General features: G+C 33.1%; 16 protein-coding genes and 1 pseudogene. 15 read left to right on the top strand and 2 right to left on the bottom strand.

Translation table 11 applies throughout. The features are described 5' to 3' along the window. Positions 1–97 precede the first annotated feature (97 nt). The 8 genes from dnaA (at position 98) to cmoB (ending at position 8,622) form a co-directional block, all read left to right on the top strand. Positions 98–1,390 carry a chromosomal replication initiator protein DnaA gene (gene dnaA / locus K4G57_RS08285; protein WP_221532312.1) on the top strand — a complete coding sequence of 431 codons (1,293 nt, stop codon included), beginning with the start codon at positions 98–100 and terminating at the stop codon, positions 1,388–1,390. Positions 1,391–1,564: 174 nt separating this feature from the next. Beyond that, positions 1,565–2,632 (top strand): DNA polymerase III subunit beta, encoded by a 1,068-nt coding sequence (gene dnaN, locus K4G57_RS08280; protein WP_221532311.1) that lies wholly within the window; start codon positions 1,565–1,567, stop codon positions 2,630–2,632. An 8-nt stretch (positions 2,633–2,640) separates the two neighbouring features. After that, entirely contained in the window at positions 2,641–4,953 is a 2,313-nt protein-coding gene (gene gyrB / locus K4G57_RS08275; RefSeq protein ID WP_221532310.1) for a DNA topoisomerase (ATP-hydrolyzing) subunit B, read from the top strand. Positions 4,954–4,965: 12 nt separating this feature from the next. After that, positions 4,966–5,613 carry a glycerol-3-phosphate 1-O-acyltransferase PlsY gene (gene plsY, locus K4G57_RS08270; RefSeq protein WP_221532309.1) on the top strand — a complete coding sequence of 216 codons (648 nt, stop codon included), beginning with the start codon at positions 4,966–4,968 and terminating at the stop codon, positions 5,611–5,613. Positions 5,614–5,655: 42 nt separating this feature from the next. Continuing rightward, positions 5,656–6,753 (top strand): polysaccharide pyruvyl transferase family protein, encoded by a 1,098-nt coding sequence (locus tag K4G57_RS08265; RefSeq protein ID WP_221561834.1) that lies wholly within the window; start codon positions 5,656–5,658, stop codon positions 6,751–6,753. Positions 6,754–6,857: 104 nt separating this feature from the next. Then, positions 6,858–7,340: a methyltransferase domain-containing protein gene (locus tag K4G57_RS08260; protein ID WP_221561833.1), complete on the top strand. Its 483-nt coding sequence runs from the start codon at positions 6,858–6,860 to the stop codon at positions 7,338–7,340. A gap of 152 nt (positions 7,341–7,492) precedes the next feature. Then, on the top strand, positions 7,493–7,702 hold the full coding sequence (locus K4G57_RS08255) for a hypothetical protein (RefSeq protein ID WP_221532333.1): 210 nt from the start codon (positions 7,493–7,495) through the stop codon (positions 7,700–7,702). Beyond that, positions 7,696–8,622 (top strand): tRNA 5-methoxyuridine(34)/uridine 5-oxyacetic acid(34) synthase CmoB, encoded by a 927-nt coding sequence (gene cmoB, locus K4G57_RS08250; protein WP_221532307.1) that lies wholly within the window; start codon positions 7,696–7,698, stop codon positions 8,620–8,622. Before K4G57_RS08255 ends, cmoB begins: the two co-directional genes overlap by 7 nt. A gap of 168 nt (positions 8,623–8,790) precedes the next feature. Here the strand turns inward: cmoB and argB are convergent, their stop codons facing one another. Then, complete coding sequence (gene argB / locus K4G57_RS08245) at positions 8,791–9,645, bottom strand: acetylglutamate kinase (RefSeq protein ID WP_221532306.1); 855 nt, start codon at positions 9,643–9,645, stop codon at positions 8,791–8,793. Between the two features lie 58 nt (positions 9,646–9,703). On the opposite strand from argB, the gene K4G57_RS08240 reads away from it, so the two are divergent. The 6 genes and pseudogenes from K4G57_RS08240 (at position 9,704) to fliR (ending at position 14,405) form a co-directional block, all read left to right on the top strand. Beyond that, complete coding sequence (locus K4G57_RS08240) at positions 9,704–10,663, top strand: D-2-hydroxyacid dehydrogenase (protein ID WP_221532305.1); 960 nt, start codon at positions 9,704–9,706, stop codon at positions 10,661–10,663. A 190-nt stretch (positions 10,664–10,853) separates the two neighbouring features. Further along, complete coding sequence (rpsB, locus tag K4G57_RS08235; protein WP_221532304.1) at positions 10,854–11,654, top strand: 30S ribosomal protein S2; 801 nt, start codon at positions 10,854–10,856, stop codon at positions 11,652–11,654. Between the two features lie 9 nt (positions 11,655–11,663). Continuing rightward, positions 11,664–12,731: a translation elongation factor Ts gene (gene tsf / locus K4G57_RS08230; protein WP_221532303.1), complete on the top strand. Its 1,068-nt coding sequence runs from the start codon at positions 11,664–11,666 to the stop codon at positions 12,729–12,731. Positions 12,732–12,738: 7 nt separating this feature from the next. Then, positions 12,739–13,377 carry an ABC transporter ATP-binding protein gene (locus tag K4G57_RS08225; protein WP_221532302.1) on the top strand — a complete coding sequence of 213 codons (639 nt, stop codon included), beginning with the start codon at positions 12,739–12,741 and terminating at the stop codon, positions 13,375–13,377. 81 nt (positions 13,378–13,458) lie between these two features. Then, positions 13,459–13,623: pseudogene (locus K4G57_RS09365) on the top strand (CatA-like O-acetyltransferase); the annotation flags it as partial. A gap of 2 nt (positions 13,624–13,625) precedes the next feature. Next, a complete protein-coding gene (fliR, locus tag K4G57_RS08215; protein WP_221532300.1) occupies positions 13,626–14,405 on the top strand; it encodes a flagellar biosynthetic protein FliR in 780 nt (259 codons plus the stop codon). Positions 14,406–14,408: 3 nt separating this feature from the next. On the opposite strand, the gene K4G57_RS08210 is transcribed toward fliR, so the two are convergent. Continuing rightward, on the bottom strand, positions 14,409–14,990 hold the full coding sequence (locus K4G57_RS08210) for a Crp/Fnr family transcriptional regulator (RefSeq protein WP_221532299.1): 582 nt from the start codon (positions 14,988–14,990) through the stop codon (positions 14,409–14,411). Positions 14,991–15,103: 113 nt separating this feature from the next. Between K4G57_RS08210 and K4G57_RS08205 the strand changes: the two genes are divergently transcribed. Beyond that, positions 15,104–15,538, top strand: a complete 435-nt coding sequence (locus tag K4G57_RS08205; RefSeq protein ID WP_221532298.1) for a copper resistance protein CopD — start codon at positions 15,104–15,106, stop codon at positions 15,536–15,538. Position 15,539 lies beyond the last annotated feature (1 nt).

Raw genomic sequence — 15,539 nt, 5'->3', positions numbered from 1 at the left:
AGTTATCTATTTTTATAAATTAAATGAAAAAATTTGCTAAAATTCCAAGATTTATTCACATCTTTTTCACATTCTGTGAATAACTTTGGAGAATCCCTTGCATTCAATCCTTTTACAATTAAAAAACGAACTTACGCCCTTTGAATTTGACAATTATATTAGCCAATTATCGTATAATGAAAAATATTCCCGTGATGATAGAATTGTGTTAAATGCCCCTAATATTTTTGTTGCTAGCTGGATAAAAACTAAGTATGCTAATAAAATTGCACATCTCTTTGAAGCGCATAATGGCTTTAAACCAGAAGTGATTATAGAAGTTTTAAATCCTAATAAGAAAAAAGAAAATAAACCTAACATTCGTAAGCAAAATACTGCTTCAAATCTCAATCCCTCTTTTACTTTTGCTTCTTTTGTGGTGGGAAATTCTAACACTTTTGCATTTAATGTTGCAAAAGCTGTGGCACAAAATCAAAGCACAAGTTACAATCCTCTTGTAATTTATGGAAATACAGGACTTGGAAAAACACATTTATTAAATGCCATTGGTAATGCTAATGTTAGTGTTGGAAAAAATGTCATTTATACCACAAGTGAGCAATTTCTAAACGATTTTTTATTCCATATTCGTAATAACACAATGGAACGATTTCGTGAAAAATACCGTGCTTGTGATTATCTACTCATTGATGATATTCAATTCTTAAGTGGTAAAGACCAAATTCAAGAAGAATTTTTTCATACCTTTAATGAACTCAAAGAAAATAATAAACAAATTGTGCTTACTTCTGACCGCCCTCCAAAAGACATGAATGGTTTAGAAGAACGTTTAAAAACACGTTTTACTTCTGGACTTCTTGCAGATATTCAACCTCCAGAACTTGAAACAAAAATCAATATTATTCGCGCAAAATGTGAATTAGACGGAATCCATTTAAATGACGCAATTATTAACTTTATTGCAGCAAATATTAATGATAATATCCGCGAAATTGAAGGTGTTTTAGTTAAACTCAATTTTTCAATGAATGTTACAAATATCCAAGAAATCAGCCTTGAGTTTATCAAAGATATTCTAAAAGAATATATTAAAGAATCTAAAGAAAACGTAGATATGGATTCTATTATTGAAACAGTCTCAAGATATTATAATCTCAAGCCCTCTGATATTAAAAGCAAAAGTCGCTCTAAAAACATTGTAACCGCACGTAAAATTGTAATTTATCTAGCACGTACACTCACACCAAATTCTATGCCATATCTTGCAAATTTCTTCGGGATGAAAGACCACAGCACAGTAAGTAAAGCAATGAAAAGCATCCAAAATGAAATCAATGAAAATCAAAATTTTAAAACTATCATTGAAGAAATCAAAAATAAGATAAAATAACTTCTTTAAAGACCATACAAACAAAATTTTGCTAAAATTGTGCATTAATGTGAAATTCCAAATAGCATTTACACACGGCAAAAAACCCTAATTTTAGAAGTCTTTAGCAGTTATTCAACAATTCAACTACTCTACTAATACTTCTAAAATTTTAAAAATAATTAAGGAGCTTTTATGAATATTACAATTCCAAATAGTGTGTTGGATAATATCTTTACATCTCTACAACCCTTTTTAGACAAAAAAGATTCTAGTCAAATTACTTCTCACATTTACCTAGAAACTAGAAATAATCAACTCATCACAAAAGCCACAGATTTTGAAATGGGACTTTGTGCAATTACGGATTCTTTAAATATTAAAGAAGAAGGAATCGCAACAGTTAATGGAAAGCAAATTTTAGACATCATTAAACGCTTAAAAGAAGGAGATGTGAATCTTTACACAAATAATGAAAATCTCCATATTAAACAAAACAAAAGTTCTTTTAAACTCCCAATGTTTAATGCACAAGAATTTCCAACTTTTCCAGAATTTGAAAATTTACCTAAACTAGAAATCAACTCATTAGAACTTATCACCTCAATGAAAAAAATCTTTCCAGTTATTGATATGAATAATCAAAAACGCGAATTAAACGGCGCACTTTTAGATATTAAAGAATACTCTTATAATTTCGTTGCCACAGATACAAAACGTCTTGCAATGGTTAAATTTGATAAGCCTTCTGGTAAAAATCTCTCCTTAATATTCCCAAGAAAAGCAATTACAGAGATTCAAAGACTTTTTTTTGATAATGTTGAATTATTTTATAATGAAAAAAATGTTGTTATTAAATCACAAAATTACATTTTTTTCTGTTATCTCATTAATGGAAAATTTCCTGACTATGAGAAAATTTTACCAAAAGAAATGCAAATTGAACTCAACATTCCAAAATCCAATATTATTGAAGGGGTAAAAGTCATTAACTCTGTAACTAATGATGTAAAAATTACATTTAGAGCGCATGAAATTTTATTTGAATCTCTAAGTCAAGATAATTCTGAAGCAAAAACACAAATTGAAATTGAACTCCCAATTAATGAAGAAATTGAAATTGGTATAAATTCTCGTCATATTTTAGATTTTCTGACACAAATTGACACAGCAACTTTTACTTGGTCTTTAAATGGCAAGAATGCTCCATTTGTTCTAAAAAGTGGGAATTTTTCAACAGTTGTTATGCCAATTATTATTTAAGGGAATATATGGAAGATTTAGAATACACCGGCCAAAGCATTAAGGTTTTAAAGGGTTTAGAAGCTGTTAGAAAACGTCCGGGAATGTATATTGGTGATACAAGTATTAATGGTTTGCATCACTTAATTTATGAAGTCGTAGATAATTGTATTGATGAGGCAATGGCAGGATATTGCACCAAAATTGATGTAATTTTAACTAAAGAAGGTGGTGCAAGAATTACAGATAATGGACGTGGAATCCCAGTTGATATGCACCCAACAGAAAATATTCCAGCTGCAACTGTTGCATTGACCGTCCTCCATGCCGGAGGAAAATTTGACCAAAAAGTTTTTTCTGGTGGTTTGCATGGTGTTGGGGTGTCTGTTGTGAATGCTTTATCATCCTTTTTGCAAATGTCAATTTATAAAAATAGTAAAATCTATCGTCAAGATTTTGCACAAGGAATTCCACAAAATAATTTAGAAATTATCGGGGATACGGAAGAAAATGGAACAACTATTGAATTTATCCCAGATTCTACAATTTTTGAAGTGGTAGAATTTGACAAAGAAATTTTAAAAAAACGTTTTAAAGAACTTGCATATTTAAATCGCCAAATTACAATTCATTTTACTGATGAACGTGATGGATTTAACGAAACTTATCATTTTGATGGGGGCTTATCACAATTTATTACAGACATTAATAAAAAGCCAGCTATTGTTAATATTTTAGACTTTGAAGGTAAAGATGAGGGTGTAGAAGTTGAAATTGCGCTGACTTATAATGAAGGTTTTGACGAAAAAGTGCTAAGTTTTGTGAATAATATTAATACAAGTGATGGTGGGACACATGAAGCAGGATTTAGAGCAGGACTTACAAGAACAATTATAAATTATATTGAAGCAAATGCAAATACTAGGGAAAAAGATTCTAAAATCACAGGAGATGATATTAGAGAAGGGCTTGTTGCAATCGTTTCTGTAAGAGTGATTGATCCACAATTTGTGGGACAAACCAAAGGTAAGCTTGGAAGCACTTTTGTAAAACCAATTGTGCAAAAACTTACTTACGAAAAAATTTCAAAATACTTTGAAGAAAATCCAAATGAAGCTAAAGTTATTATGCAAAAAGCTTTACTTGCTGCAAGAGGCAGGGAAGCAGCAAAAAAGGCGAGAGAACTTACACGCAAAAAGGAATCTTTTAGTGTAGGGACATTGCCGGGAAAATTAGCAGATTGTCAAAGTAAAGACCCAAGTATTAGCGAATTGTATTTAGTAGAGGGTGATTCCGCTGGAGGTTCAGCAAAACAAGGTCGTGATAGGGTTTATCAAGCAATTTTACCTTTGCGTGGGAAGATTTTAAATGTAGAAAAATCTCGACTTGATAAGATTTTAAAAAGTGAAGAAATTAAAAATCTTATCACTGCTCTTGGTTGTGGAATCGGAGAGGAATTTGATATAGAGAAAGCAAGATATAACAAAATCATTATAATGACTGATGCAGACGTTGATGGAAGTCATATCCAAACACTTTTAATGACTTTCTTTTTTCGTTATTTAAAAGGTATCATTGAAGCAGGATATTTGTATATTGCTCAACCTCCACTTTATCGTTTTAAAAAGGGTAAAAAAGAAATTTATCTAAAAGATGAAAAAGCCTTGAGTGAGTATTTAATTGAAAATGGAATGGAAAACTTTGAATTTAGTGGAATCGGAAATAAAGATTTAATGGAATTTTTCAAAATTACAGCGCATTATCGCACAACATTACAGAACCTTAAAAAACGTTTTTCACTTATTGAAATTGTAAAATTTTTAATTGAAAATCCTGATTTAATCGGACAAAAAAATGATGTGTTAATTAAATCCATTGAGAAAAAAATTGCTACATTTAATTTTAATATCCTAAACTCCTATGTTGATGAGGAAAGAATCCATTTATATGTGCAAACAGATTCTGGACTTGTAGATATTAAAATTGATGATGAACTTTTTTTACATCCACTTTTTGAAGAAGCACGTTATGTATATGAAAAAATGCAAGAGAGAGATTTAACATTTTTAAAAGGAGAAGACCCTATTACAATGCTAGAACGTATTGAAGAAAGTAGTAAAAAAGGTGCTTATATTCAACGTTATAAAGGTTTAGGAGAGATGAATCCTGAACAATTATGGGAAACTACAATGACACCAGAAAATCGCCGATTAATCCGCGTGGAGATTGAAGATGATAACACTGCAAGTGATGTATTTTCACTTTTTATGGGAGATGAGGTAGAACCACGTCGTGAATATATCCAAGCCCATGCAAAAGATGTAAAGCACTTAGATGTGTAACTAGGAATCTTAATGTATATTTTAGCAGGGATTATTGATTTTTTTACAAGTATTAATGGAATCTTCTACACTCTAACTTATTTAGTAGGTGGAATTCCATTTGGTTTATTGTATGGAAAATATTTAGGTGGTGTAGATGTTAGAGAAGTAGGAAGCGGTAGCATTGGTGCAACTAATGTTTTACGTGCATTAAAACAGAGTAATCCAAAACTTGCTAAGAAAGTTGCAGTTCTTACGATGCTAAGTGATGCGCTAAAAGGTGTAGTCATTATTGGAATTGCAAAACTTGTAGGGCTTAGTTATGAAGCACAATGGATGCTTGCATTTTTGGCTGTGGTTGGGCATTGTTTTAGTCCATTTTTGAAATTTGAAGGGGGCAAGGGAGTTGCAACAACAGTTGGTGTTGTCGCTGTATTTTTACCATTTGAAGCAATTCTGGGCTTAATCGTTTGGTTTTTAGTGGGAAAATTTTTAAAAATCTCCTCTTTAGCTTCGCTTTTTGGTGTAGTTTGTGGTATAGGTTCTAGCTTCTTTTTGCATCCAGAGATTCCACATATCACAACCCATACTCCTTTGGTTTTAATGATGTGCATTATCTTTTATAAACATATTCCTAATATTATTCGTTTAATTCAGAAAAAAGAACAAAAGGTGATATAATCTAGACACAATGCCTAGTCAATTAAAATTCAAAGGAAAATTATGCTAATTTTTAGAAAGACATTGAATAAAAAATTTGCAGAGCAAGAAGAAAAATTTCTAAAACAATTTATTGAAAATCAAATGCTTTCTTTAAGAAATTTTGTGATTCCTAATGATAATAAACCTATAAAAAATCATTTTTTACTTTTTAATTATGAATCACATATTTTTAGAGTTAATCAAACAAATTTAGGTGATTATGTCCAAACTCTTGCAGTTAAAAACGCCCTTACAACTCTTTTTCCTAATGCGACTTTTCAAACTCACGATAGAGATTCTCTTACTAGTTTCTGTGCGGGGGGGGGGCTAACTCCTGTTATTATGCAGGGTTGGTTCGCGCATTCTAACCATTTTATTCCCAATAACCAAACTTTACCTATTTTTGTCGGGACACATTTTACTTCAGAGATTCATAAATTTTTAGAATACTTTATTGCTTATTATCCTTTTTATTTTAAAAACAAAGAAATCGGTTGTAGGGATTTATGGACTTTGCAATTCTGTCAAAATAAAGGGCTTAAGGCTTATTTTTCACGTTGTTTGACTTTGACATTACCTAGAAGAGAGGCAAATGTAGAAGCAAATAAAGTTTTTCTAGTGGGGATTTCTGAAAAAGATTTGCGATACATTCCACAAAATCTTTCCAAAAACGCAATACAAATTAATCAACAATATGTAGAGACAAAACATCAAAATTTAAATTTTGAATCCCAAACGCAAAATTTACTTGAAACTTATAAAAAAGAAGCAAAACTTGTCATTACCTGCGCACTTCATTGTGCTGCTCCTTGTGTAGCAATGGGGATTCCGGTAGTTTTAATCGCAAAAAACGAAGAAAATAAACAAAGATTTTCTGCTGTGAGTGGGATTTTAAGAATCTGGACTTTAGAGGAATTAAAGGCTGGCTTAATTGATTTTAATCCCAAATCTTTAGAGATAGAATCCCTTAAAAAAGATATGCTAGAGAATTTAAGATTGAGTATCCAAAAAGAAATGGGTGAAAAGATTGAGGAACAGCAACTTTTACAAATTAGAATGAGAATTGCAGAATTTAAAGCAAAAAATTTTGATGAAAGTTCTAGCGGGGGGGGGGCATAAATTATAATTTAGAAACAAAAAGTATTTCTAATGATATCAATTTATGGAAACAAGATTTTAAGTATGATTTAGAATTTAAACAAAGAGCACAGATTCTATTAGATTTGCTCTCACCTGAAGCGAGGGAGAGTTTAGAATCTGTGTTGGATTTGGGTTGTGGTGTGCAGTATTTTAGAGAAGTATTGAGAGAAAATCATTGCAATCCTTCTTATACAGGGGTAGATTTGTATCCTCATCATAAGGATAATATCCTCTGTGATTTTAATCAGGGAGAATTTCCTTATTTTTCTAAGGGTTCTTTTACGCTGATTGTTTGTGCGGGCTTGTTTGAATATATTTGGGATTTGCCAAAATTTATAGAGAGGATTTGTAAGCTTTCTCCCAAGTTGATTTTGTGTAGTTATAACTTCACTAATGTAAGTGGTATTGATAATAAGATTTGGGTTAGGAATCGTCTAAGGCAAGAGGAATTATTCAATTTGTTTTTATCCGAATCTTATGTTTTAAATATCTATAAAACGCATAAAAGGAATCTCCCAACAGGTTATTTTTGTTTTTGCAAAAAAGAATTGATGGGCAAAATTTAAAGGAATAAGAAACAAAGTAACAAAGCTCTCTAAAATCTCATCTTTAAGATTCCATTGTTTTATATTTTTACTTTTTGTTTAAATAATTTACCATTGGATTCTAACTCTTAAGCATTTGCGTTATACACTTTCATAAAATCAAAAGGCAGAATATGTGGATTAAAACAAGTCTTTTTTCTCTTTTTATTGTGATGAGTTTTAGTGGGTGTTTTTATCAAAATTCTTGTGGTATTTCTAATTCTTATTGGGACGAGAAAAGTTACTATTATGATGCAGAGGGAAAATACCATGAAGTGTGTCCTGATAATATTATCTACAAAGATAAAGTTTTAAAACAGAGCCAAGAGCAGGAAGTTTGGTAACACAGGGTTTAGAAGAAATAAGAGCTGTGCGGAATCGCGCATTGCGTTTTAAACATATTTTACCCTTGCAAGAAAAGTTGGAATCTTTAAATAGAATTCCAAGGCATGAATTAACACATATTAAGGTTGAATATAGAGATTGCATTAGCATAGAGATTCCACACATTAGTGCAGAATCTTTTACTTTAATTTTTGAGGTAGCTAAAGCACTTATTCCTTGGCGTAAAGGTCCTTTTAAAATCAATGACTTAGAAATTGTTAGTGAGTGGAATAGTGCGATAAAATACAATTTACTTGCATCACATTTGGATTTAGAAAACAAGATTTTAGGAGATGTAGGTTGCAACAATGGGTATTATATGTTTAGAAGTTTAGAACAAAATCCTAAGCAAATTTTAGGGTTTGACCCTATGCCACTTTGTTTTTTGCAATACAGGTTTTTGCAATTTTTTGCTAAGGATATGCGTTTAAACTTTGAGCTTTTAGGGATTGAAGAGTTAGGATATTTTACAAATTCCTTTGATACTATGCTATGTCTTGGTGTACTCTATCATAGAAAAAACCCGCTAGATTCTATAAAATTAGTCTATAACGCACTTAAAAAGGGCGGTGAAGCAGTGTTTGATAGCTTAATTATTGAGGGAGAAGAGGAAATCGCACTTTGTCCAAAAGAGCGGTATGCAAAAATGCCAAATGTATATTTTATCCCAACATTGCTCACTTTTATAAATTGGTTAGAATCTTGTGGATTTAAGGAAGTGTTGCATATTAGCACACTTAAAACTGCCTTTGATGAACAGCGCAAAACTGCTTGGAGTAGTGGAGAATCTCTAGAAAATTTTTTAGATTGCACAGGAGAAAAGACGATTGAAGGCTATCCCGCTCCCAAAAGAGCATATTTGAAAGCTAAAAAAATTTAGACCATTATTTGCTCATATGCTAAAAGCTTAAGTAAGTTTTGATTGTGTTTTTATTGTTTAGCTTTTAGATTTGTTACAGAAAGTAATTTTTAAAGTAAAATGCAAAAGTTTTAAAATTTAGATTCTAACTTGTTTAAATATATTAGAATCTGTTTTAAATTTTGTATCTTATTGTGCTGTAAATTCTGTTCCAATTCCCGCACTCGTAAAAAGTTCTAAAAGCAAGGAATGTGGAATTCTACCATCAATGATGTGCGCCTTTTCTACACCACTTTTCACACAATCCAAACAGGCTTCAACCTTTGGAATCATTCCGCCACTAATTGTTTTGTCCGCATAGAGATCTTGCGTTTGGGAGATGTTTAGAGACTCTATAATTTCACCATTTTTATCTAGCACACCTTTGGTGTCGGTTAGAAAAATTGCACGTTTTGCACCTGTTGCGATTGCAATGGCACTTGCAGCAGAATCTGCATTGATATTAAATCCGGGGTGTCCTGCCTCATCGCCACAAGCAATAGGGGCAATTACAGGGACAAGATTTTGTGCTAAGAGATTGTTAATTACCTCACTATTAGTTTGGGTAATCTCTCCTGTGTAGCCGTATTTTCCATTCTCTTTTGGAATGGCTTGAAAAAGCGATGCGTCCTTGCCACTAATCCCAAGTGCATTAACACCATGAAAGTTTAAAAATGCTGTGATTTCTTTATTAATCTCACCACTTAGCACCATTTCAACAATTTTTAGTGCATCAATGCTTGTTACACGTAGTCCATTAACAAACTCACTTTGAATCTTTAGCGCATCAAGGAGTTCGTTAATACGCTTACCACCACCATGTACGATGATAGGTTTAATTCCTAGCATATAGAGCATGACAATATCAATGGCAAATTGCTCTTTTAACTTTGGGTTAATTTGCGCAGCACCGCCGTATTTGATAACGATTTTTGAGCCACGAAAAAGGCGAATGTAAGGGAGAGAATCTAAGAGAATGGAAACAATTTTAGAATGGTTATGCATTTTGCCTCTTTTGTGATAGAATGGTTAAAATTATAACTAAAAGCTAAAAGGTTTGTAAATGCAAAAGAAAAACACAAGAATCGTATTTTTAGATAGTTTAACGCTCGGAAAAAATTCTTTAAAAGAGCGATTAGAAGCTATTAATCCACATTTTAGTTACATAGAATACCCAATGACAGCACTTAAAGAGACGCTTGAACGTTGTAAAGGAGCAGAGATTATTCTGACAAATAAAGTTGTGTTAGATAGTGGGATTTTAGCAGAGTTAAAGGGGACTTTAAAGCTTGTGTGTATCACAGCAACAGGAATGAATAATGTAGATTTAGAAGCTGCTAACAAGTTTGGAATCGTGGTTAAAAATGTTGCAGGATATTCTACACAAAGCGTGGCACAACACACGCTAATGATGGCATTGGCTTTGAGTGCAAAACTGCCCTTTTATGATAAATATTGCAAAAGTGGTGAATATGCGCAAAATCCATTATTTACAAATCTCTCTTATCCGCTAAACCTTATCCAAAATAAGCAGTGGGGAATCATTGGCTTTGGAAATATCGGACAATGCGTAGCAAAGCTTGCAAGTGCGTTTGGAGCAAAAGTGAGTTATTTCTCCACGAGTGGAAAGAATGCAAATCCAAGCTATCCTAGGAAAGAATTAGAAGCACTTTTAAAAGAATCACAAATCATTTCTATCCACGCGCCACTTAATCCTAGCACACAAAATTTAATTAATGCGGGGAATTTAGGGCTTTTGCAAGAGGGAGCAATTTTGATAAATGTTGGACGTGGTGGAATTGTTAATGAAGAAGAACTAGCACAAGAGCTTAAAAAACGTGAAATTTGTGCAGGATTTGATGTGTTTATAAAAGAACCAATGGTGCAAAATCATCCACTGCTTGATAAAGAAATCGCTGATAAACTCGTGCTAACACCACATAATGCGTGGGGTTATGAAGAGAGTAAGGAGATTTTAATTGATGGAATCTTAAAAAACATTGCGGAGTTTGTTGGGGCTTAATAGCTTATATGGAATCGTTTTTTTGCCTTTTTGATTCCACATTTGTAGCTTTAATTTAGCTAAACTTAAACAGATTTTCAGTAAAATCACGACCTTTTATTTTATCAAAACTCACACACGCTAATCCTAGTTAGGTTGCGCATTGCGTTAAGGAGCGTGGAGGGAAAACCAACATTATAAGGAGAAATTTATGGTAACAATGAAAGACCTTTTAGAATGCGGTGTGCATTTTGGACACCAAACAAGACGTTGGAATCCAAAAATGAAAAAATACATTTTTGGTGTAAGAAAAAATATTCACATTATTGATTTGCAGAAGACTTTGCGTTACTTTCGCTACACTTATAATATCGTGCGTGATGCAGCAGCAGAGGGTAAAACAATTATGTTTGTAGGGACAAAAAAGCAAGCGAGCGAAACGTTAAAGCAATATGCAGAGAGTGTGCAAGCCCCTTATGTGAATTATCGTTGGCTTGGCGGAATGCTAACAAACTTTTCAACAATTAGAAAATCTATCCGTAAATTAGAAATTATTGAGGAAATGGAAGCAAGCGGACAAATTGATCTTTTGACAAAAAAAGAAAAATTAATGATTTTGCGTAAAAAAGAGAAGCTAACACAATATCTTGGTGGTGTAAGGCATCTTAAGAAAGCTCCAGATATGATTTTTGTCATTGATGCAGCAAAGGAAAAAATAGCCGTTGCAGAAGCTAGAAGACTCGGAATCCCTGTTGTTGCACCACTTGATACAAATTGTGATCCTGATGTGGTAGATTATCCGATTCCAGGAAATGACGATGCAATTCGCTCCATTCAACTTTTTTGTAAAGAAATGGCAGAGGCAATTACTGAAGGACGCGCAATCGCAGGTGGTGAGGCTGTTGCTGAAGAAGTAGTTCTAGCAGAAGCCACTTTAGCAAGTGAAGAGGAAAAACAGGAGCTTATTGAGGAAGTAATGCATGAAGAAGATTTCACAAAAGATGAAAAATAAGGAGAACTTATGGCAGAGATTAGTGCGCAATTAGTAAAGCAACTCCGTGATATGACTGATGCAGGAATGATGGATTGTAAAAAGGCTCTTGTAGAAGTTGGTGGCGATTTAGAAAAAGCTGTGGAATACCTAAGAGAAAAGGGTTTGAGTAAGGCTGCTAAAAAGGCAGATAGAGTTGCAGCAGAGGGTGCAATTAGTATCCAAGTCTCCAAAGATTTTAAAAAAGCAAGCATGGTAGAGATTAACTCTGAAACAGATTTTGTTGCGAAAAATGACGGCTTTAGAGAATTGAGCGCAAAGACCATTACAATGGTGCAAGATTCTAATATTTCAACAGCAGAGGAATTGCATTCCTTAGAGCTTGATGGTGCGAAATTTGAAGAATATTTAAAAACGCAAATTGCAAAAATTGGTGAAAATATCGTTGTAAGAAGAATTGCAAAAGTAGAAGCACAAGGTAGTGGAATCGTAAATGCGTATGTGCATTCTAATGGGCGCGTGGGTGTTATCATTGCTCTTAAATGTCAAAATGAAGCAAATGCTAAAAAGCTTGCTGATTTTACAAAAAATCTTTGTATGCACGCAGCAGCAATGAAGCCACAAGTGATTTCTTACCACTCTTTTGACAGAGACTTCGTAAATACTGAAAAAACTGCGATTATTGCGGAGCTTGAAAAGGAAAATGAAGAACTAAAAAGACTTGGTAAGCCCTTGCATAAGATTCCACAATACATTAGCCAGTTAGAATTGACAGATGCTATTTTAGCAAAACAAGAAGAAGTGCTAAAAGCAGAACTTAAAGCACAAGGCAAGCCTGAAGCAATTTGGGATAAAATTATTCCGGGTCAAATTGAACGTTTTAAGGCAGATTCCACGATTTTGGATCAAAGATTAACACTTCTTGGACAATTTTTTGTAATGGACGATAAAAAAACAATTGCACAAGTGTTGGCAGAAAAATCAAAAGAGCTTAATGACTCTATTGAAGTGGTGGAATATGTGCGCTTTGAGCTTGGTGAGGGCATTGAAAAGCAGGCGAGCAATTTCGCAGATGAAGTTGCGGCACAACTTGGCTAGTTAGCCTATGCTAGTAGCTAAAAATCTCTCTTTTGGCTATGAACGACAAATTTTAGAGAAAGTTTCTTTAGGATTAAAAGCTGGAGAAACGCTTTCTATTATGGGAGTTAGCGGAAGTGGCAAAAGCACACTTTTGCATATACTCTCAAGTTTTCTAAAACCACAAGGTGGTGAAGTTAGAATCTTTGGTGATGATATTTACACGCTTCCTACAAATAAACTTCTTGCCTTACGACGTAATGACATTGGAATTATTTTTCAATCCCACTATTTATTTTCTGGATTTAGTGCGCAGGAAAATTTGGAAGTTGCAGCATTATTAAGTGGAGAAAAAATTGATGCAGAAACTTTGAGTTTATTTGGAATCTCAGAGATTTTACCTCAAAATATAGGCACATTAAGTGGTGGGCAACAGCAGCGCTTATCTATTGCTAGAATCTTAACAAAGCGTCCAAAAATCATTTTTGCTGATGAGCCTACAGGGAATTTAGATAGAGAGACCGCTTTTAGTGTAATGCAGTTACTTTTTGACTATGTCAAATTGACCCAATCTTCGCTAGTATTTGTTACACACGACCCAATTTTAGCTAATAAAGCCTTATATGCTTATCGTTTAGAAAAAACGCAGCTTGTGCCTTTGAAATAGTTAGAATCCTATGCTAATTAAGTATATGAGGATAATTTTAAAAAGTTTCATAGAAATTGCGTTTAGAATTTACTAAAGGGAGAAAAATATTTGTTACCAATATTCACAATAGAAAAATTTTATGAAGAGAAAGGAATATTGCTTCCATCATCGGAGCAAATATCACATGCTATGTGTGAGGGATTCTATTTAAGTAGATTTTATAATGAGTTTCAAGAAATGATTTCTAAAAAGAAGGTTTTTTAGTCGTGGAACTTTTAGCATACTTAACGGAGGGTAATGTTGCAAACTTTTTGCTCTTATTGTTACGTTTTGCTGGGATCATTGCATTTTTTCCTTTTTTTGAAAATCAGCTTATCATTGCGCAATTAAAGGGTGCATTGATTTTCTTTTTGACGATTTTTTTTATTCCAATGCTTGATGTGATTCCTCCTGCAGATTGGACGATTTTGCGCTTTATTGTGGCTGGACTTTCAGAAATTATGCTGGGATTTCTTGCTTCTATGGCATTGCAGATTGTGTTTGGCATGATTTCTTTTGGAGGTGAGCTAATCTCTTTTGCTATGGGTTTAACTATTGCTAATGCTTATGATCCTGTAACTGGGGCGCAAAAGCCAATTGTTGGGCAGCTTTTAACGCTTCTTGCGCTTCTTGTTATGCTAGGACTTGATTATCACCATCTCTTTTTTTATTTTGTAGGTGAGAGTGTTAAAGAGATTCCGCTTGGTGGATTTATGTATGCACAAAATTACATAGAATATATTGTTAAGTCTTTTTCTCATCTTTTTGTGATTGGACTTACAATGTCTTTTCCTATTATTGCATTGATTTTATTGAGTGATATTATTTTTGGAATGATTATGAAAGCACATCCACAATTTAACTTGCTAGCCATTGGGTTTCCTGTTAAAATCGCCATTGCTTTTGCTGTGTTAATTGTAATTGTGCCTGCGATCATACTGCATTTTAAAAGAGAATTCTTAAGCGCATTTGATGCACTAACAATTTTATTTCAAAAGAGTTTTTAGGAATTATTTTAGGATAATTTTTCCTTTCTTTGTCTCAATTCTGCCTTGTGTTTTTAGCTCTCTAATTATGCGTGAGAGGGATTCTGGGCTTGTATTTAGACGTTTGGCAATTTCGCGCTGTGTTAGAGTGCTTAGGTTTTGTGTATTATTCTGTAAAAAGGACATTAGTTTGTCTTTTAAACTTAGATGAGATTCTGTGATTAATGCTTCTAGGATTCTGATTTTTTGACAGAGTGAAGCAATAAGTTGTTGGTAGAAATTCGGATTTTCTGCGCATTGTTTCTGAAAAGTTTCAAGATTAATCTCTAAAACTTCGCAATCTTGAGCGCAAACTGCACTTGCTGGAAAGGGTTGCTTTAAGAGGCTTGGCATTTCTGCTAGAAAATTTGGAGCACTGATGTAGTGCAGAGTCTTTTCTCTTGGGGCTATGTCTTTAGCAGGTTGCGTAGATTTGTAGATTCTAACTTTTCCACTTAGTAAGACAAGAAGTTTTTTGGGAGTCTCCCCCTCAAAAAACAAAATTTCATCTTTATTGAAAAAGCGCTTATAACCTATGTTGTAAAGTAGCTTGAAATAATCTTCCATGTATTCCTCCTTTTGTTAGAAGTATTTTAACAGAAATATTAACGATTATCAATTTTTAAATATGAAAGTTTGGATAGTATTACAGAATTTTATGCAAAGGTTATAAAAAACAAATGGAATCTTTTTATCCCTATTTTCTAGTAACACATTTAATGTGTGCAATTATTTTTCTAGGCTATATTTTTTGTGATGTGGTATTTTTGAGTTTGGTGCGCAAAAGACTAGATGATGAAATTGCAAATAAAGTTTCAAACATTATTAGCACAAGAAGCAAGTTTATGCCTTTGTGTTTTTTGGTTTTGCTTCTAAGCGGCGGGGCAATGCTTTCACAATATGTTAATTCTGAAGTTGGATTTTTTAATACACAGTTGCAACAATTTTTAGTAGTTAAAACAATTTTAGCACTTGGGATAGGCGCAATGATTATAGTGTCTCTAACTTACTTTTATGGACTTAAAAAACCAAGCCCTTTAAGAAAAATCATACACCCTATCACATTGGGACTTGGAATCTTTATTGTTTTGTTAGCAAAATTAGCTTTTTATTAAG

This window comes from Helicobacter turcicus, assembly GCF_019711685.1.
GTDB lineage: Bacteria > Campylobacterota > Campylobacteria > Campylobacterales > Helicobacteraceae > Helicobacter_D > Helicobacter_D turcicus.
Note: the sequence above shows the minus strand (reverse complement) of the source record. Positions and strands in the feature narration are given on the sequence as shown.

Bases quoted from the DNA above. Each gene is read 5' to 3' on its own strand.
- dnaN (WP_221532311.1), top strand. From the start codon at position 1,565: ATGAATATTACAATTCCAAATAGTGTGTTGGATAATATCTTTACATCT.
- gyrB (WP_221532310.1), top strand. From the start codon at position 2,641: ATGGAAGATTTAGAATACACCGGCCAAAGCATTAAGGTTTTAAAGGGT.
- plsY (WP_221532309.1), top strand. From the start codon at position 4,966: ATGTATATTTTAGCAGGGATTATTGATTTTTTTACAAGTATTAATGGA.
- K4G57_RS08265 (WP_221561834.1), top strand. From the start codon at position 5,656: ATGCTAATTTTTAGAAAGACATTGAATAAAAAATTTGCAGAGCAAGAA.
- K4G57_RS08255 (WP_221532333.1), top strand. From the start codon at position 7,493: ATGTGGATTAAAACAAGTCTTTTTTCTCTTTTTATTGTGATGAGTTTT.
- argB (WP_221532306.1), bottom strand. From the start codon at position 9,645: ATGCATAACCATTCTAAAATTGTTTCCATTCTCTTAGATTCTCTCCCT.
- K4G57_RS08240 (WP_221532305.1), top strand. From the start codon at position 9,704: ATGCAAAAGAAAAACACAAGAATCGTATTTTTAGATAGTTTAACGCTC.
- rpsB (WP_221532304.1), top strand. From the start codon at position 10,854: ATGGTAACAATGAAAGACCTTTTAGAATGCGGTGTGCATTTTGGACAC.
- tsf (WP_221532303.1), top strand. From the start codon at position 11,664: ATGGCAGAGATTAGTGCGCAATTAGTAAAGCAACTCCGTGATATGACT.
- K4G57_RS08225 (WP_221532302.1), top strand. From the start codon at position 12,739: ATGCTAGTAGCTAAAAATCTCTCTTTTGGCTATGAACGACAAATTTTA.
- K4G57_RS08210 (WP_221532299.1), bottom strand. From the start codon at position 14,990: ATGGAAGATTATTTCAAGCTACTTTACAACATAGGTTATAAGCGCTTT.
- K4G57_RS08205 (WP_221532298.1), top strand. From the start codon at position 15,104: ATGGAATCTTTTTATCCCTATTTTCTAGTAACACATTTAATGTGTGCA.